Genomic DNA, 17,926 nt, shown 5'->3' on the forward strand with positions numbered 1-17,926 from the left:
GGGAGTAAGCAGATAAGAGCGCGCTTACGGGGAGGCGAGCTGGCCGACTGTGCGATGAAAGGTCAGTGAGCGTGGAGTACGACTACGTCATCGTGGGCGCGGGGTCAGCGGGATGTGTGCTGGCCAACCGTCTTTCCGCCGACCCCGGCACGAGGGTCGCCCTCATCGAGGCGGGCGGTTCCGACCGGAAGCTGGAGGTCCGGATGCCCGCCGGATTCTCCAAGCTGTTCAAGACCGAGCGCGACTGGGACTTCACCACCGCCAAGCAGCCCGAGCTGTCCGGCAGGGAACTCTACTGGCCGCGCGGCCGGATGCTCGGCGGATCCTCCTCGATGAACGCCCAGATGTGGGTGCGCGGGCACCGCGCCGACTACGACGGCTGGAACGTGCCGGGCTGGTCCTACGAGGAGGTCCTCCCGTACTTCCGCAGGGTCGAGCGCCGCGCCGGCTCCAACCGCGGCGGCGTGTACGGCACGGAGGGCCCGATCCACATCTCGGAGCTGCGCTCCCCGAACCCCGCCACCGCGCTCTTCCTGCGAGCCTGCGAGGAGCTGGGCATCGCCCGCCTGGAGGAGCTGAACGGCCCCTCCAACGAGGGCTGCTCGCCGACACCCGTCACCCAGCGCAGGGGCCGTCGCTGGAGCTCCGCCGACGCCTACCTCGCCCCCGCCGCCAGGCGGCCCAACCTCACCGTGCTCACCTCCTCGCGCGTACGCCGCGTGCTCGTCGAGGACGGGCGCGCGACCGGGGTGGAGTACGGCGTCGACGGCGGTAACGGCGGCGACGCCACTGTGGTGGCGCGGGTGCGCGGGGAGGTCATCCTGTCGGCCGGGGCCATCGGCTCGCCGCACCTGCTGATGCTGTCGGGGGTCGGCCCGGCGGACGAGCTGCGGTCCGCGGGTGTCGAGCCGGTCCACGAGCTGCCCGGGGTCGGCGCCAACCTCCAGGACCACCTCGCGTCGGGCGTCTTCCTGCACTGCCTCAAGCCGATCACCCTCGCCGGCGCCGAGTCGACCGCCAACCTGCTCCGCTTCCTGGCCGGCGGCCGGGGCATGCTCACCTCCAACGTCGGCGAGGCCGTGGCGTTCATCCGCACCTCCGAGGAGGAGCCCGCCCCCGACATCGAGCTGATCTTCGCTCCCGGCTCCTTCGTCAACCACGGCCTCACCCCGCCGCCCGGCCACGGCCTGACCATCGCCTCGATCCTGCTCCGGCCGGAGAGCCGCGGCCGCCTCTCGCTGGACGGCCGGGACGTCGTGATCGACCCCGGCTACCTGACGGCGGCGGCCGACGTCCGGCGGCAGGTCGCCGGGCTGCGGAAGGCCAGGGAGCTGTTCACCACCGAGGCGCTCCGGCCGCTCGCGGGGCCGCCGATGGACCCGTACTGGGACCCGAGGACCGATGAGGAGCTCGTCCGCTGGATCCGCGAGCGCAGCGAGACCCTCTACCATCCGGTCGGCACCTGCCGGATGGGCGACGATCCCGGGTCGGTGGTGGACCCCGCACTGCGGGTCCGGGGGATCGCCGGCCTGCGGGTGGCCGACGCCTCGGTCATGCCGCTCATCACCCGGGGACACACCCACGCGCCCACCGTCATGATCGCCGAAAGGGCCGCCGACCTCATCGTCGCGGGCCGCTGACGGCCGGACCACTGACCACCGGGCCATTGGCCGTGCGGCCGGTGTGGCCGTGTGACGGTGCGGCCGTGCGGCCGGTGTGGCCGTGTGGCCGTGTGGTCGTGTGGTCGTGTGGCGGTGCGGCCGTGTGGCGGCGAGGCCGCCGTGACCGCGGAGGAACCGCGTGGGTGGATCAGCTTGGCCGGGCCGTGGCCTTCCTTTCGCGGGGTGCCAGGGGGGAGCATGTCTCCAGGCCGGGCGCTTCCCGCAGGGGAGCACTCCGGGAAGGTCGACGGCCTCGTTCCGGGCTGGTTGAGCCGAGGGTCCTGTGGCAGGATCCATAAACAGAATGCGGTTCTAGTGGAGGCTGGCGTGACGGTTTCACTCGCGGACATCGATCTGTCGGACATCTCCTTCTGGGAGCGGCCGATGGCCGAGCGGGAGGCCGCCTTCGCAGTGCTCCGCGCGCAGCCGGGCCCGATCCTGTTCGCCGAGCCCGAGATCCCCTTCGCCCCGCTCGGCCCCGGCTACTACGCCCTGGTGCGGCACGCGGACATCATCGAGGCCAGCCGCCACCCCGACGTCTTCTCCTCGGGCCGGGGGGCGACGTCCATCCAGGACCTCGGCCCCGAGTTCGGCGAGTACTTCGGTTCAATGATCAATATGGACGATCCCCGGCACGCGCGGCTGCGCAGGATCGTGTCCCGGGCGTTCACCCCGAAGATGATCAAGCAGTTCGAGGCCGACGTCGATGCCGCGGCCGTGCGGATCGTGGACGACCTGATCGCGAAGGGGCCGGGCTGTGACTTCGTGACCGAGGTGGCCGCCAAGCTGCCCCTGAAGATCATCTGCGACATGATGGGCATCGGCCCCGAGCACTACCAGGCGGTCTTCGACGCCACGAGCATCATCCTGTCGGGCGGCGACCCCGAGTTCATCGCCGACGTCAGCCGTGCGGCCGAGTTGCTCCTCGGTGCGGGGCAGGGGCTCCAGGACCTCGTCATCTCCCTGGCCGCCGAGGGGGGAGACAACCTCATCACCGCCCTGACCAGCGCCAACATCGACGGTGAGAAGCTGACGATGCAGGAGCTCGGCTCGTTCTTCATCCTGCTGGTGGTGGCGGGCAACGAGACCACCCGCAACGCCATCTCCCACGGCCTGCACCTGTTCACCGAGCACCCCGACCAGCGGGAGCTGCTGCTCCAGGACCTCGACGGACGCCTGCCCGGTGCCGTCGAGGAGATCGTCCGACTCGCCTCGCCCGTCGCCTGGATGCGCCGCAGCCTCACCCGCGACCACGAGATGAACGGCCACCTCTACCGCGCGGGCGAGAAGGTCCTGCTGTACTACTGGGCCGCCAACCGCGACGAGAGCGTCTTCACCGACCCGTACCGCTTCGACATCCGGCGTACCGAGGGTCCGCACGTCGGCTTCGGAGGCCCGGGGCCGCACTTCTGCCTGGGCGCCCACCTCGCCCGCCGCGAGATCACCGTGATGTTCCGCGAGTTGTTCACCCGCCTGCCCGGAATCCGTTCCGTGGGGGAGCCCGACCGTCTGCGCTCCAGCTTCATCAACGGCATCAAGCACCTTGACTGCGACTTCTGAGCGCCGCCAGGGGAGGTCGCGTTGACGTGAGCGTTCGCTTTCACGAATTCCGGGCGTCGCCCGGGGCCTCACATTGACGTGAGCGCTTGCTTTCCAAAATTCCGGGCGTCGCCCGGGGCCTCACATTGACGCAAGCGCTTGCTTTACAAAAGGATGGGCGCCATGAGCGTGACGCCAGCCGAGCGGAAGCCGATCGTCTCCGCCGGTGACTTCGACCTGTCGGACCACGACTTCTGGGCCAGGCCCATGCCGGAGCGGGAGCACGCCTTCCGGCTCCTGAGGGAGCTGGAGCGTCCCGTCTTCTACCAGGAGATGGAGAACCCGGTGGTCCCGCGAGGGCTCGGCTATCACGCGCTGGTCAAGCACGCCGACATCCTGGAGGCCAGCCGCACTCCCGAGGTGTTCTGCTCGGGAGACGGCGGGGCCACCAACATCCTCGACATGCCCGCCGAGTTCGCCGAGTATTTCGGTTCGATGATCAATATGGACGATCCCCGGCACGCGCGGCTGCGCAGGATCGTGTCCCGGGCGTTCACCCCGAAGATGATCAAGCAGTTCGAGGCCGACGTCGATGCCGCGGCCGTGCGGATCGTGGACGACCTGATCGCGAAGGGGCCGGGCTGTGACTTCGTGACCGAGGTGGCCGCCAAGCTGCCCCTGAAGATCATCTGCGACATGATGGGGATACCGGAGAAGGACTACCGCGCTGTCTTCGACAGATCCAACATCATCCTCGGAGGCTTCGACCCCGAGTACGTCGGCCTCGACATGAACACCGTCGCGGAGAGGCTGCTGACCGCCGGGATGGAGCTGCAGCAACTCGTTCAGGACCTCGCCGCGTACCGGACGGAACATCCCACGACCGACCTCACCTCGTCGCTGGTCAACGCCAACATCGACGGTGAGAAGCTGACGATGCAGGAGCTCGGCTCGTTCTTCATCCTGCTGGTGGTGGCGGGCAACGAGACCACCCGCAACGCCATCTCCCACGGCCTGCACCTGTTCACCGGGCACCCCGACCAGCGGGAGCTGCTGCTCCAGGACCTCGACGGGCGCCTGCCCGGTGCCGTGGAGGAGATCGTCCGCCTCGCCTCACCGGTCAACTACATGCGCAGGAAGGTCACCCGCGACCACGAGATGAACGGCCACCTCTACCGCGAGGGGGAGAAGGTCGTGTTCTACTACTGGGCCGCCAACCGCGACGAGAGCGTCTTCACCGACCCGCACCGCTTCGACATCACCCGCAGTCCCAACCCCCACATCGGCTTCGGCGGCCCGGGACCGCACTTCTGCCTGGGCGCCCACCTCGCCCGCCGCGAGATCACCGTCATGTTCCGCGAGTTGCTCCGTCGCGTCCCGCGGATCGAGGGCGGCGTTCCCGAGCGGCTCCACTCCAGCTTCATCAACGGGATCAAGCGGATGGAGTGCGCCTTCTAAGCCTTCTAAGTCGTTCGAGGCTTTCAGGAACTCCTACGGGGTGGTCACTGCCCCGCCGCGCGGATGGACTTGAAGACGGTGTTGATGTCGGGGAGCAGCTCCTTCTTGCTGTCCGGTACCGACATGTAGACGATCGAGGGCAGGTCGGCGCCGGTGCTCACCGCCGCCACGACCATGGTCGTCTTCGAGTCGCCCGAGGTGATCTCGTACGCGGCGAGCTGGCCGGGCAGGCCGTTCACCGACAGGGTCTGCTGGGCGGTCTTGCGGGCGGTGTTGCCCTCGGGGAAGAACTTGTTGCGCCCGCTGGAGGCCACCGCGTTGATCACCGGTGCGAGGTTCTCCGGCGAGGTGTACTTGCCCTTCAGGCGCGGGGAGAGCGGGCCCGACATCAGCTGCGCGAACTGGGTCTTGCCCGTGGAGTCCGTACCCGCCGGCAGATACTGGCGGGTCGTGAAGCCGTAGGAGGCGGGCATGCCGGGACGCTGGTCCTGCCGCCAGGGGGCACCGAGCCGTGCCAGGGTGATCCCCGCCTGCTGGTCGGTGAGCGTGCCGGCCACCGGCGACGCCTCACCGGTGAAGCGCGGCAGGCGGCCGATGGCCGCGGGCTTGGCCGGTTTCTTGGTAGCCGCCGTCGAAGGCTTGGGATCGGAGGCGATCTCCTCGCCGCCGGCCAGCGGCCCGGCCAGGAACGCCCAGAGCACCGCGCCGAGCAGCGCGATGATCACGGACCCGGCCAGTGCGAAGATCCAGACCGGCCGTCCCCGCTCCCCGAGATCGTCCTCGTCCTCGATGGCCTGGTAGTTGTCGCCGAAGACCGTGTTCCACAGCTCCTGCTGGCGCTCGGGAGGAGGTGTCTTCGGGCCGCTGATCTGGCCCGCGGTGACGAACGGCTTGTTCGGGTCGGAGGGGTCGCGGCTCAGGTGATGACCGGGCTGGCCCGGGTGCCCAGGCTGGCCGGGATGTCCAGGCTGGCCGGGCTGGCCCGGGTGCCCAGGCTGGCCGGGGTGACCCCCCTGCCCGGATTGGCCCGGGTGGCCGGGCTGGGACGGCAGGGGGCCGGCTCCGGGGTGAACGGGGGTCGCCTGCGCGGGTGCGCCGGAAGCCGCCGCGTTCGCCGCCTGGGCCCACATGGCGGGGGTGTCCGGCACGCCGTAGCTGCGCCGCGCGTTTCCGGTGCCGTCGCCGTTCGGGGTGCCGTTCGGGGTGCCGCCCTCAGGTGAGGCGCCCCCGAAGGGGGGACCACCGAGGGCGACGCCGGAAGGGGCGCCCGGGGCGTTTCCCTGAGCGGTGCCGGGGTGGGCGCTCCCGAAGGGAGCGGCCGGAGCGTCGGTGCCCGCCCAGGCGGGGGAGAACGCCGAGGTCTGGGCCTCGGCGGGACCCGCGTTCCCCGAGGAGGAGGCCGGAGGCCACGCGCCGTCGCCCGCCGGGGCCACGGGTGGCCAGGGGGCGTTCTCCGCCGGGGCCGCGGGTGGCCAGGGGGCGTTCTCCGCCGGCGCGGGCGAGGGCGGCCACCCGCTGTTCTCCGCCGACTGCGCCGGAGGCCAGGCGGAGGCGTCGTATCCCGGTGCGGTGGCCTGCCACGTCTCGCCCGCCGGCGCACCGGAACCCTGCCGGTGGGCTTCCCCCTGCGGGTTCGACGCCTGCGCCCAGCCGTTGTTCTGCGGGCTGGTCGCCTGTGCCCAGCCGTCGGCCTGCGGGCTCTGCGTACGGCCGTCGTCGTGGGGCGTGGCGCCGGGCCGGCCGTCGTTGGGCGGTGCGCCGGCCTGTGCCCAGCCGTTGGAGGAGCCGGTCTGGGGGGTGGAGGTGTGCTGAGCGTTGCCGTCCTGCGGCGGCGTGGACTGCGGCCATCCGTTGTCGGGTGAGGACGGGTGGCGGCCGTCGGCCTGCGGGTCCGAGGCCTGTGCCCAGCCGTCCTGCGCAGGGGCGGATTGCGGCCATCCGTTGCCGGGGGAGGTCTGGTGCGAGCCGTCGGCGCCCTGCGGGCCGGATGCCTGTGCCCAGCTGTCGCCTTGCGTGCCCGATCCCTGCGGGCCGGATGCCTGCGCCCAGCCGTCGGCCTGGGGGGTGGTCGCCTGCGCCCAGCCGTCGTTGCGCGGGCTGAAAGCCTCCGACCAGCTGTCGCTCCGGGGATTCGACGCCTGCGCCCAGCCGTTGTTCTGCGGGCTGGTCGCCTGTGCCCAGCCGTCGGCCTGCGGGCTCTGCGTACGGCCGTCGTCGCCGGGCGGGGTCTGCCACGAGGAGTCGTTGCCGCCCTGCGGCTCGTCCTGCGGGCGGGGGAGCCGGGGGCCGGTACCGAGGGAGTCGTTCGTCCACGAGGGCGACGGCTCGGCTGCCTCCGGCCATGCCGGAGGCAGGTGGGACTGGCTGGACTGCTCCGAGGCCATGCTTTCCTTACCTCCCGCGCGGGTGCCCGAATTAGGCGTATTGGGCATGGTCTCACGTGAGACGGGGGGGCTCGCAGGGAAACCGGAGAACGCCCCCCTGAACTGGAGTCCGGTGGGGTCGGTCGGTGGATCCTGCATGGGCAGGCCGACCTCCATCGGATCCGGGCCCTGCCCCGGCTCTGCTGAATGTGCCACGGTTAAAAGAGTAAACGTGAGAGACATACGAGGTCACAACAGGCGCATAGCCATCGAGTCTCGTTGCCCCGCGAGTACGGAACCCCATTCTGCCGACCTGGCCGGATCCTGTCCCCCGCTTGCCGCGATCGGCCCTGTTTTCCCTGGCCATGAATACGTCTTGCGGGCTGCGATAGTCTTGGTCTATGCGTGCCGCGACCCTGCTTATAGGGCCGCATCGGCGTCCCCGTCCCTGAGCGCCCTGCCGATGCGGCTGCCCTCCGCGTGAGCGGGGGGTTTTTGCATTGGGCCGGACGGGCCAGACCATCCACGCAGACACACCCCGAGGAAACCGACGTGAGCGAGCGAGCCGACATGCAGAGCGACGAGCAGCACTATGACCCGCAGGCCCTGCAGGTCAAGTGGCAGCGCAGGTGGGAGGAACTGGACCCCTTCCGGGCCTCCGACGACCCCGCCGACCCGCGCGAGCGGCGCTACATGCTCGACATGTTCTCCTACCCCTCGGGCGACCTGCACATGGGGCACGCCGAGGCGTTCGCCCTGGGCGACGTCATCTCCCGCTACTGGGTCCAGCGCGGTTACAACGTGCTGCACCCCGTCGGCTGGGACTCCTTCGGCCTGCCCGCCGAGAACGCCGCGATCAAGCGCAACGCGCACCCGGCGGAGTGGACCTACGCCAACATCGAGACCCAGGCCGGCTCCTACCGGCGCTACGCGATCTCCTTCGACTGGTCCCGCCGCCTGCACACCAGCGACACCTCGTACTACAGGTGGACCCAGTGGCTGTTCAACCGCTTCTTCGAGCGCGGCCTGGCCTACCGCAAGGGCGGCCTGGTCAACTGGTGCCCGAACGACCAGACCGTGCTGGCCAACGAGCAGGTCAAGGACGGCAGGTGCGAGCGCTGCGGGACCGAGGTCGTCCGCCGCGAGCTGACCCAGTGGTATTTCAAGATCACTGATTATGCCGACCGGCTGCTGGACGACATGGCTCAGCTGGAGGGCAACTGGCCCGAGCGCGTGCTGGCCATGCAGCGCAACTGGATCGGCCGTTCGGAGGGCGCCGACGTCGACTTCGTGATCGAGGGCCGCGACGAGCCGGTCACCGTCTACACCACCCGCCCCGACACCCTGTACGGCGCCACCTTCTTCGTGGTCGCCCCGGACGCGCCGCTGGCCGAGGAGATCGTCACCGACGACCGGCGCGAGGCGTTCGAGGCGTACCGGACCAGCGTGTCGAAACTGTCGGACATTGACCGGCTGTCCACCGAGAAGGAGAAGACCGGCGTCTTCCTGGGCCGGTACGCGATCAACCCGGTCAGCGGCGAGCGCATGCCGGTCTGGGCGGCCGACTACGTGCTGTCCGACTACGGCCACGGCGCCATCATGGCCGTGCCCGCGCACGACCAGCGCGACCTGGACTTCGCCCGCGCCTTCGGCCTGCCGGTACGTGTGGTCGTGCACACCGGCCTGGCCGATCCGGGCGAGACCGGCGTCGCCACCTCCGGTGACGGCGCGATGGTCAACTCCGGCCCGCTGGACGGCCTGGCCAAGGCCGAGGCGATCCGGAAGATCATCGAGGTGCTGGGCGAGCGGGGCACCGGACGGTTCACGGTCAACTTCCGGCTGCGCGACTGGCTGCTGTCCCGCCAGCGCTTCTGGGGCTGCCCGATCCCGATCATCCACTGCGCCGACTGCGGCGAGGTCCCCGTCCCCGACGACCAGCTGCCCGTCACCCTGCCCGACATGCGCGGCGAGGCCCTGGCGCCCAAGGGCGTCTCCCCGCTGGCCTCGGCCGAGGACTGGGTGAACGTCTCCTGTCCCAAGTGCGGCGGCCCGGCCAGGCGCGACACCGACACGATGGACACCTTCGTCGACTCCTCGTGGTACTTCCTGCGCTACGTCGACCCGGCGTACGAGGACGGCCCGTTCGACGTCGAGCGCGTCCGCAGGTGGGGCCCGATCGACCAGTACGTCGGCGGCGTCGAGCACGCCGTGCTGCACCTGCTGTACTCCAGGTTCTTCACCAAGGTCCTGCACGACATGGGGATGGTCGACTTCGTCGAGCCCTTCACCCGCCTGCTGAACCAGGGGCAGGTCATCAACCAGGGCAAGGCGATGTCCAAGTCGCTGGGCAACGGCGTCGACCTGGGCCGGCAGATCGACGCCTACGGTGTCGACGCGGTCAGGCTGACCGTCGTCTTCGCCGGACCGCCCGAGGAGGACATCGACTGGGCCGACGTCTCCCCGGCGGCGTCGCAGAAGTTCCTGGCCCGCGCGTTCCGCGTCATGGCCGAGGCCGGCGCGGCCTCCGCGCCCGGCGTCGACGTCACGGCCGGAGATCCGAGCCTGCGCAAGGTCGTCCACCACACCATCGACGAGGTCACCAGGCTGGTCGACTCCCACCGCTTCAACGTCGCGGTGGCCCGCATGATGGAGCTGACGAGCGCGGCCCGCAAGGCCATCGACTCCGGGCCCGGCGCCGCCGACCCGGCGGTCAGGGAGGCCGCCGAGACCCTGGCGGTCATGCTGTCCCTGGTCGCGCCGTACGCGGCGGAGGAGGGCTGGGAGCGGCTGGGACACTCCGCCTCGGTCGCCACCGCGGGCTGGCCGGTCGCCGACCCGGCGCTGCTGGTCCAGGAGTCGGTCACCTGTGTCGTCCAGGTCGCGGGCAAGGTGCGCGACCGGCTGGAGGTCTCCCCGGAGATCTCCGAGGCGGACCTGGAGGCGCTGGCCCTGGAGTCGGAGAAGGTCCGGTCCTTCCTGTCCGGGGCGCCGCGAAAGGTGATCGTCCGCGCGCCCAAGCTGGTCAACATCGTCCCGTAGGCAGCGGAAAGGCCCTGAAAATGCCGGATGGGTGGTGTCCCGATATCGGGACACCACCCATCCGGCATGTCGCGCGTCCTGCGGCGCGTCGCCCGGAGGCGCGTGGTGCGGAACTCGCGTCGGAACGGCGTGTTTCGAACCTCGCTCAGCGGGCGCGGAGAAGAGCCCCGCGCGGAGAGGAACCCAGCGAGGAGAGGAACTCAGCGGGCGCGGAGCAGAACGGTCCGGAGCTCGCCCGGAACGCTCGTGTCAGAGCTTGCGGAGGACCGCGACGACCTTGCCGAGCACGGTGGCCTCGTCACCCGGGATCGGGTCGTAGTTGGGGTTGTGCGGGACCAGCCAGACATGGCCGTCTCTGCGCTTGAAGGTCTTGACCGTGGCCTCGCCGTCGATCATCGCCGCGACCACGTCGCCGTTGTCGGCGACCGGCTGCTGGCGTACGACCACCCAGTCACCGTTGGCGATGGCGGCCTCGATCATCGAGTCACCGGTCACCTGGAGGAGGAAGAGGGTGCCCTCGCCGACAAGCTGCTTGGGCAGGGCGAAGACGTCCTCGATGCTCTCCTCGGCGAGTATGGGACCACCGGCGGCGATCCGGCCTACCAGGGGAACGTAGGCGGCGGTCGGGCGGCTGACCGGGGCCTCGTCCTCGCCGGAGTCGGGATCCACCCACAACACGGGCTCGCCGGGAAGGCGGACCTCCAGGGCGCGGGGGCGGTGCGGATCACGCCGCAGGTAGCCCTTGCGCTGCAACGCCGTCAGCTGGTGCGACACGCTGGAGGTGCTGGTGAGCTGCACCGCCTCACCGATCTCCCGCATGGACGGCGGGTAGCCGCGCTGCTGCACGGAATCGCGGATCACCTCAAGGATCTTCCGCTGCCTGGGGGTGAGGCCAAGGGAGTCACGCCTTCGCACCGCCAGGTCGCTGGCGGCCGAACCGTTCTCGTTGTGCTGGCTCATACGAACTCCTCGCCTCCCGGTCTGTATTTAACACGTCGCACACAGCGACCATACCTCGGCCGAAGATCATATTCAAACAATTGTTCGAATGTCCTCGAAATCGGCGACGCCGTGGTGTACAACATCGTACGGGAGTTCGATCGACATCGTGTTCGATTCGCCGATCTTTCTTCGACATGTGTTCGGCCAGGTCGAGGGGATGGGGGTCACCATGAAACCGACCACGACGACACCGCGATCCAGGACCGCGCCGGCATCCCGGGCGGCGCGGCGATCACCGGAGGCGCCGCGCCTGCGGCTCGTGCCGCCCCCGCGACCGGAGCCGGAGTCGGGGTCGGAGCCGGGGCCGGAGTCCGCGCGGAGGTCCGGGGCGGGGGCCGGGCCGGGATCCGGACGGGGGCCGGTGCCGGATCCGGTGTCGGGACCCCTGCCGGGACCCCTGTCCGGACCACTGCCGGGACCGCGTACCGGCCGTGGGTCGGGGCGAAGGTCCGGACAGGGGTCCGAGCGGGTGCCCGGGCAGCGGTCCGGACAGCGGTCCGAGCGGCTGCCCGGGAGCGAATCCAGGCAGGGGCCCGGTCGCGAGCCCGGGCGGCCGTCCGGACGTGAGCGGAGACGGCGACCCGGTCGCGAGCCGGGGCGGAGGCCTGGCCATGAGCCGGAGCGGGGGCTCGGGGGCGGATCCGGGCCGGGAAGGGCGCCGGGCCCGGCGGTGGCGTCCGCGGCGCGGGCCCGCCGTCCCGGGGTCGCCCGGCCGGCGCCCGTCCGGCGGCCACTCCGGCTCACCAGGCGTGGAAGGATCGTGGCGGTGGCGGTGCTCGCGCTCCTCACCCTGGGGGTGCTCTGGATCGGCGGGCGCATCGACATGGCCTCGGCGGGCGGGCGGCCGGACCTCGAGGGCCTTCCCCGGATCACGGTGCACGCGGGCGACACGCTGTGGGAGATCGCGGACGCGTTGACGGAGGAGGCCGACACCGGCCCGACGGTCCGCCGTGTCATGGACCTCAACGGGCTGTCCGGCTCCGCGGTCCGGCCGGGGACCCGGCTCTACCTCCCCGAGGGCCTCGTCCGCTGAGGCCCGGGAGGGCCTGCCCCCTGAGATGGGCTGTCCCCTGAGACGGGGGAGGGGCGGTGGCGTACGCGGGGGAGGGGTCCGGGAGGGCGGTCGGCGGGCGGGGGAGGGGGTCCGGAGTGCCCTCGCCTGACAGGTCGCCCGGGGCGCGTGTGAGGGAAGCGGTGCCCGGGACGGGAGGGGTCCCGCCCAGGTGGCGACACGCCGCGATGTGACGGCTGATCAGCGACTTCGTCCCGCAAGGTCGTTTCAACTTGCGTTCATGGTCGCGCACTTCTACGGTTGGACCACAACATCTAGTGGCTGCATCGCAACCCTTCACCACAGATTGTGTTTCCATTACCGCACCTCGACTATTCGAAGGTGTGTGCGCGAGCGTCTGTGCGTGCGCGTGGTGGGTAGGTGAAATGGGTCGGCCGCTTCGGTAGTCAGGGAGGCGACACACGTGCATTGTCCGTTCTGTCGCCATCTGGACACGCGAGTCATCGACAGCCGGGCCACCGAGGACGGTGGGGCCATCCGCCGCAGGCGCACGTGCTCCGAATGCGGGCGCAGGTTCACCACGCAGGAGACCGTCCTGCTCATGGTGAGCAAGCGCAGCGGTGTGACGGAGCCGTTCTTCAGGGACAAGGTGATCGCCGGAGTCCGGCGGGCGTGCCAGGGACGGTCCGTCAGCGAGGACTCCCTGGCGCAGCTGGGCCAGCGGGTCGAGGAGAGCATCCGGGCCACCGGGTGCGCCGAGATCGCGGCCCACGAGGTCGGGCTGGCCATCCTGGGCCCGCTCCGAGAGCTGGACGAGGTGGCGTACCTGCGGTTCGCCTCCGTCTACCGGGGGTTCGAGACCCTGGCCGACTTCGAGGCGGAGATCGAGCGGCTCCGGGCGGAGCGCTCCACCGAGCAGGACTGATGCAGACCCCGGGCGCCGGGGGTGAGGCGGCGCGTTGGTGTGGTCCGATTCGAGGGTTCTACGGAGCCCCAGGAGGGGGAAGTCATGACGGAGACTGTCGGCGCGGTGACACGTGGGGGCAAGAGGCCGCGTAAGGGCCTGAAGATGAAGCGCATCTTCACCACGCCAGGCGTGCATCCCTATGACGAGCTGACCTGGGAGCGCCGTGACGTCGTCATGACCAACTGGCGCGACGGCTCGGTCAACTTCGAGCAGCGCGGCGTCGAGTTCCCCCAGTCGTGGTCGGTCAACGCCGCCAACATCGTGACCACCAAGTACTTCCGCGGCGCGGTCGGCACCCCGCAGCGGGAGTGGAGCCTCAAGCAGCTGGTCGACCGGGTGGTGGGCGTCTACACGCGTACGGCGGTCGAGCACGGCTACTTCGCCACCGACGAGGACGCCGAGATCTTCGACCACGAGCTCAAGCACGCCCTGGTCAACCAGGTCTTCAGCTTCAACTCGCCCGTCTGGTTCAACGTCGGCACCGCGTCGCCGCAGCAGGTCAGCGCCTGCTTCATCCTGGCCGTCGACGACCAGATGGAGTCGATCCTCGACTGGTACAAGGAAGAGGGCGTGATCTTCAAGGGAGGTTCGGGCTCCGGCGTCAACCTCTCCCGGATCCGTTCCTCCAAGGAACTGCTCTCCAGTGGCGGCACCGCCAGCGGCCCGGTCTCCTTCATGCGCGGCGCCGACGCCTCCGCGGGCACCATCAAGTCCGGGGGCGCCACCCGCCGCGCCGCCAAGATGGTCGTCCTCGACGTCGACCACCCCGACATCGAGGAGTTCGTCGAGACCAAGGCGCGCGAGGAGGACAAGATCCGCGCCCTCCGCGACGCCGGGTTCGACATGGACCTGGGCGGCAAGGACATCGTCTCCGTCCAGTACCAGAACGCCAACAACTCCGTGCGCGTCTCCGACGAGTTCATGCGCGCGGTGGAGAACGGCGAGGAGTTCGGCCTGCGCGCCCGCCTCACCGGCGAGGTCATCGAGAAGATCGACGCCAGAGAGCTGTTCCGCAAGATGGGCAAGGCCGCGTGGGAGTGCGCCGACCCCGGCCTCCAGTACGACGACACGATCAACGACTGGCACACCAGCCCGGAGACGGGCCGCATCACCGCCAGCAACCCCTGCTCGGAGTACCTGCACCTGGACAACTCCTCGTGCAACCTGGCGAGCATCAACCTGCTGAAGTTCCTGAAGGACGACGACACCTTCGACATCGCGAACTTCGTGAAGATCACCGAGCTGGTCATCACCGCGATGGACGTCTCCATCACCTTCGCCGACTTCCCGACCGAGAAGATCGACGAGACCACCCGCGCCTACCGCCAGCTGGGCATCGGCTACGCCAACCTCGGCGCGCTGCTCATGGCCACCGGCCACGCCTACGACTCCGACGGCGGCCGGGCGGTCGCCGGGGCCATCACCTCGCTGATGACCGGCGTCTCCTACCGCCGCAGCGCGGAGCTGGCCGCGGTCGTGGGCCCGTACGACGGCTACGCCCGCAACGCCGACGCGCACAAGCGGGTCATGCGCAAGCACAACGACGCGAACGACGCCCTGCGCACGTTCGACGAGATCGACGGGGCCATCCACCGCGAGGCCTCCAGGCAGTGGAACGAGTGCCTGCGGCTCGGCGACAGGAACGGCTACCGCAACGCCCAGGCCTCGCTCCTCGCGCCGACCGGCACCATCGGCCTGATGATGGACTGCGACACCACCGGCATCGAGCCCGACCTCGCCCTGGTCAAGTTCAAGAAGCTCGTCGGCGGCGGCTCCATGCAGATCGTCAACCAGACGATCCCCCGCGCGCTGCGGCGGCTGGGCTATCAGGAGGAGCAGGTCGAGGCGATCGTCGAGTTCATCGCCGAGCACGGCCACGTCGTCGACGCCCCCGGCCTGCGACGCGAGCACTACGAGGTGTTCGACTGCGCCATGGGCGAGCGCGCGATCGCCCCGATGGGCCACGTCCGCATGATGGCCGCGGCCCAGCCGTTCCTGTCCGGAGCCATCTCCAAGACGGTCAACCTTCCCGAGTCCGCGACGATCGAGGACATCGAGCAGGTCTACATGGAGGGCTGGAAGCTCGGGCTGAAGGCCCTGGCCGTCTACCGCGACAACTGCAAGGTCGGCCAGCCCCTCTCGGCCTCGGGCAAGAAGACCGAGGGGAAGGAGACGCCCGCCGAGCCGGCGATCCAGGTCGTGGAGATCAGCCGCCCGACCCGCCGCCGGATGCCGAACCAGCGCCCCAGCACCACCACCCGCTTCACCGTGGGAGGCGCCAAGGGCTACATGACCGCCTCGTCCTACCCCGACGACGGTCTCGGTGAGGTCTTCCTGAAGATGTCCAAGCAGGGCTCGACCCTCGCGGGCGTCATGGACGCGTTCTCGGTGGCCATCTCCATCGGCCTGCAGTACGGGGTGCCGCTGGAGACGTACGTCGGCAAGTTCGTCAACATGCGTTTCGACCCGGCCGGCATGACCGACGACCCGGACGTCCGCATCGCCGCCTCGGTGATGGACTACATCTTCCGCCGTCTGGCCCTGGACCACCTGCCCTACGACGACCGCGCGGCCCTCGGGATCTTCTCCGCTTCCGAGCGCGCCGCCCAGCAGCGCGGTGAGGACCCGGCCCCGATCCAGACGGACGAGGTCATCGCCGAGCTCGCCACCTCGGCTCCCATCGAGACGGCCGCTCCCGTCGAGGAGCCGAAGTCCCGCCCCGAGGCGGTGCCCGTGGAGACCCCGCGCCGCACCGGCTCCCTGGAGTCCCACCAGGGCCGCACCGCCGACGCGCCGCTCTGCATGACCTGCGGCACCAAGATGCGCCCGGCCGGCAGCTGCTACGTCTGCGAGGGCTGCGGCTCCACCAGCGGCTGCAGCTGATCCCGGGCGGAAAGGCAGCGCCCGCGTAGCGCCTGACAGCAAGAAGCGCCTGACAGCGAGGAGGGGACCGGAACCGAGTCCGGCCCCCCCGGCGTCCTCGGGGAGTCGTCCGCGAATCCAGCAGCGAACGAATCACCTGGTTTCGGCATCTCATCACCGGATGACAGTCGCTACCGAAGGGGACTCTGATGGATGTCAGGCGCGGAACCCGAACGTGGCCCGGTCCGGCTCGCAAAGCCCTGGCGCTGCCGGCCGCGGCGATCGCCTTCACGATCATGACCGGCTCCGGGATGCCGGCCCGCGCGGCGGACGGGGCGCCGTCCACGGCGATCACGGTCGTGCGGTCGGGTATCCCCAAGGGGTTCCTGCTGTACGAGAGCGGGGCGACCAGGAAGAGGTTCGAGAAGGAGATCGGCCCGATGTCCTGGACGTTCGGCGACCGCCGGGACGTACCCCTGCTGATCGACCCCTGCGCCACCGCGAGGCGAACGGACGTCGGCCGCCAGGCCGCACGGACCGTCACGGGCAGAAGTGTGAAGTGGGATGGTGACTACTCCGAGCAGCTGATCGTCTATCGGGACGAGACGGCCGCTCGCAGGGCCGTCGAGGGTCTGCGGTCACAACTGCACCGGTGTGGCGAGCGGAATCGCCAGCACTTCACCTACAGGACGAAACCCGTGCGCATCGGTGACGAGGCGTTCCTGGTGGACGTCTTCCAGCACGCCACGACGATGGGCGGCACCGTCATGCGGCAGGGGAGGACGGTGGCCGTCTACACCCTCCCTCACGCCCAGAACTGGCGAGAATCGGAATACGGCGTCTCCCAGGCCGGGAAGATGGCGAGGAAACTGGAGAGGTTCAATCGCTGAGGAGGTCGTGACCGCGTGGCGAGAACGCCGCGCGTCGCGTCGCCGTGAAGCGGGACGGGCCGTGAGGTCCTGGGACGGAGTGCACATCCCGCGCCGGGACAGGGGCGGTCGACGCCGCCGGTGCCCGCCCGGTGAGATCGGTTCCGGTGCCCGGGCCGGTCCTCACAGGCGGTAGACCCGGCGGGCGGTGGCGGCGAAGACGTTCTGGACGACCTGGGCGGACCGGCCGGCGAGGACCTCCTGCCAGGTGGAGACCAGGGTGGGCAGGTCGGTCCAGATCTTCTCGATCGGGAAGTTGCTCCCCCACATGCAGCGGTGCGAGCCGAAGGCCTCCAGGCAGGTGTCCGCGACCGTCCCGATCAGTGAGCGGTCCACACGGTGCACGAACGTGCCCTGGCCGGTGAGCTTCACCACGACGTTGGGCCGCTCGGCGAGCAGTCTCAGGCCGCGTTTCCACTCCGCCACCCGGGACGCCTCGAAGTCGTCGAGCATCCCCGCGTGGACCAGGACGAACGTGACGTCGGGGAAGTCGTCGACGAAGCTCGCGGCGTCGGCCATCTGCCCGGCGAACACCTGGAGCTCGAACAGCCAGCCGAGGTCGGCGAGCGAGGCGATGTTGCGGCGGAAGACGGGATCCTTCATGCGGTCGGGGCCGGAGGCGAAGCGGAACTCCGGCCGCTCGTGCCAGTGCAGCTGCAGCCTGGTGCCCCTCATGAGAGGGGTGAGCGCGGCCTGGCGGCGCATCACGTCGGCCGCGCCCTCGTCGAAGAGGTCCGCGGAGCCGATCACGGCCGTCGGCCAGCCGGTCTCGGCATGCGTCTCGCGCAGCCAGCGCACCTCGTCCAGGGCACGGTCGAGCGGCCAGTTGGCCTGCACGTAGACCGCGGAGGTGATGCCGCAGGCGGTGGCCTCCTCGACGTACTCCGACACCGGGTAGTCGCGGCGGATCGGTTCGTAGGGGCCGAAGATGCGCGGGATCATCTCGCCCTGGAGCCAGGGCAGGTCGGCGGCGCGCCAGATGTGGTGGTGCGCGTCGACGATCCCGGCGGGAGCCGGACGGGCGGTGGTGTCGTTCATCGGATACCTCCGGCGTGGGGATCTCCGGCCTCGGCCTCGCGCGGGGGCCTGTCCGT

The 17,926-nt window shown here is 70.2% G+C and carries 11 protein-coding genes; 8 read left to right on the forward strand and 3 right to left on the reverse strand.

Annotated features, from left to right (window positions below):
- The first annotated feature begins 65 nt into the window (after nucleotides 1–65).
- The 3 genes from AB0G15_RS13020 (at nucleotide 66) to AB0G15_RS13030 (ending at nucleotide 4,658) form a co-directional block, all read left to right on the forward strand.
- Nucleotides 66–1,640, forward strand: a complete 1,575-nt coding sequence (locus tag AB0G15_RS13020) for a GMC family oxidoreductase N-terminal domain-containing protein (protein ID WP_362838313.1) — start codon at nucleotides 66–68, stop codon at nucleotides 1,638–1,640.
- Between the two features lie 405 nt (nucleotides 1,641–2,045).
- On the forward strand, nucleotides 2,046–3,221 hold the full coding sequence (locus AB0G15_RS13025) for a cytochrome P450 (protein ID WP_362838515.1): 1,176 nt from the start codon (nucleotides 2,046–2,048) through the stop codon (nucleotides 3,219–3,221).
- Between the two features lie 162 nt (nucleotides 3,222–3,383).
- Nucleotides 3,384–4,658: a cytochrome P450 gene (locus AB0G15_RS13030; protein ID WP_362838315.1), complete on the forward strand. Its 1,275-nt coding sequence runs from the start codon at nucleotides 3,384–3,386 to the stop codon at nucleotides 4,656–4,658.
- 44 nt (nucleotides 4,659–4,702) lie between these two features.
- On the opposite strand, the gene AB0G15_RS13035 is transcribed toward AB0G15_RS13030, so the two are convergent.
- Nucleotides 4,703–7,042 (reverse strand): hypothetical protein, encoded by a 2,340-nt coding sequence (locus tag AB0G15_RS13035; RefSeq protein WP_362838318.1) that lies wholly within the window; start codon nucleotides 7,040–7,042, stop codon nucleotides 4,703–4,705.
- Between the two features lie 549 nt (nucleotides 7,043–7,591).
- Between AB0G15_RS13035 and leuS the strand changes: the two genes are divergently transcribed.
- On the forward strand, nucleotides 7,592–10,060 hold the full coding sequence (gene leuS / locus AB0G15_RS13040) for a leucine--tRNA ligase (protein ID WP_362838517.1): 2,469 nt from the start codon (nucleotides 7,592–7,594) through the stop codon (nucleotides 10,058–10,060).
- 249 nt (nucleotides 10,061–10,309) lie between these two features.
- Here leuS and lexA read toward each other — a convergent pair whose 3' ends face one another.
- A complete protein-coding gene (gene lexA / locus AB0G15_RS13045; protein WP_350975199.1) occupies nucleotides 10,310–11,020 on the reverse strand; it encodes a transcriptional repressor LexA in 711 nt (236 codons plus the stop codon).
- Nucleotides 11,021–11,828: 808 nt separating this feature from the next.
- Here lexA and AB0G15_RS13050 point away from each other — a divergent pair.
- The 4 genes from AB0G15_RS13050 to AB0G15_RS13065 all read left to right on the forward strand — a co-directional run bounded on the left by AB0G15_RS13050 (nucleotide 11,829) and on the right by AB0G15_RS13065 (nucleotide 16,793).
- A complete protein-coding gene (locus AB0G15_RS13050) occupies nucleotides 11,829–12,095 on the forward strand; it encodes a LysM peptidoglycan-binding domain-containing protein (RefSeq protein ID WP_362838320.1) in 267 nt (88 codons plus the stop codon).
- Between the two features lie 442 nt (nucleotides 12,096–12,537).
- Nucleotides 12,538–12,999, forward strand: coding sequence for a transcriptional regulator NrdR (nrdR, locus tag AB0G15_RS13055; RefSeq protein ID WP_362682135.1), 462 nt, complete (start codon nucleotides 12,538–12,540; stop codon nucleotides 12,997–12,999).
- An 84-nt stretch (nucleotides 13,000–13,083) separates the two neighbouring features.
- A complete protein-coding gene (locus AB0G15_RS13060) occupies nucleotides 13,084–15,924 on the forward strand; it encodes a vitamin B12-dependent ribonucleotide reductase (RefSeq protein WP_362838323.1) in 2,841 nt (946 codons plus the stop codon).
- Nucleotides 15,925–16,112: 188 nt separating this feature from the next.
- The gene (locus AB0G15_RS13065) at nucleotides 16,113–16,793 is read left to right on the forward strand and encodes a hypothetical protein (RefSeq protein ID WP_362838326.1); all 681 of its coding nucleotides are present in this window, start codon (nucleotides 16,113–16,115) and stop codon (nucleotides 16,791–16,793) included.
- A gap of 162 nt (nucleotides 16,794–16,955) precedes the next feature.
- Here AB0G15_RS13065 and AB0G15_RS13070 read toward each other — a convergent pair whose 3' ends face one another.
- Nucleotides 16,956–17,870, reverse strand: coding sequence for an amidohydrolase family protein (locus AB0G15_RS13070; RefSeq protein ID WP_362838329.1), 915 nt, complete (start codon nucleotides 17,868–17,870; stop codon nucleotides 16,956–16,958).
- Nucleotides 17,871–17,926: the final 56 nt, after the last annotated feature.

The sequence above is a fragment of the Streptosporangium sp. NPDC023825 genome, assembly GCF_040639575.1.
Classification (GTDB): domain Bacteria; phylum Actinomycetota; class Actinomycetes; order Streptosporangiales; family Streptosporangiaceae; genus Streptosporangium.

Bases quoted from the DNA above. Each gene is read 5' to 3' on its own strand.
- AB0G15_RS13035 (WP_362838318.1), bottom strand. From the start codon at position 7,042: ATGGCCTCGGAGCAGTCCAGCCAGTCCCACCTGCCTCCGGCATGGCCG.
- AB0G15_RS13025 (WP_362838515.1), top strand. From the start codon at position 2,046: ATGGCCGAGCGGGAGGCCGCCTTCGCAGTGCTCCGCGCGCAGCCGGGC.
- leuS (WP_362838517.1), top strand. From the start codon at position 7,592: ATGCAGAGCGACGAGCAGCACTATGACCCGCAGGCCCTGCAGGTCAAG.
- AB0G15_RS13060 (WP_362838323.1), top strand. From the start codon at position 13,084: ATGACGGAGACTGTCGGCGCGGTGACACGTGGGGGCAAGAGGCCGCGT.
- AB0G15_RS13065 (WP_362838326.1), top strand. From the start codon at position 16,113: ATGGATGTCAGGCGCGGAACCCGAACGTGGCCCGGTCCGGCTCGCAAA.
- AB0G15_RS13030 (WP_362838315.1), top strand. From the start codon at position 3,384: ATGAGCGTGACGCCAGCCGAGCGGAAGCCGATCGTCTCCGCCGGTGAC.
- AB0G15_RS13070 (WP_362838329.1), bottom strand. From the start codon at position 17,870: ATGAACGACACCACCGCCCGTCCGGCTCCCGCCGGGATCGTCGACGCG.
- lexA (WP_350975199.1), bottom strand. From the start codon at position 11,020: ATGAGCCAGCACAACGAGAACGGTTCGGCCGCCAGCGACCTGGCGGTG.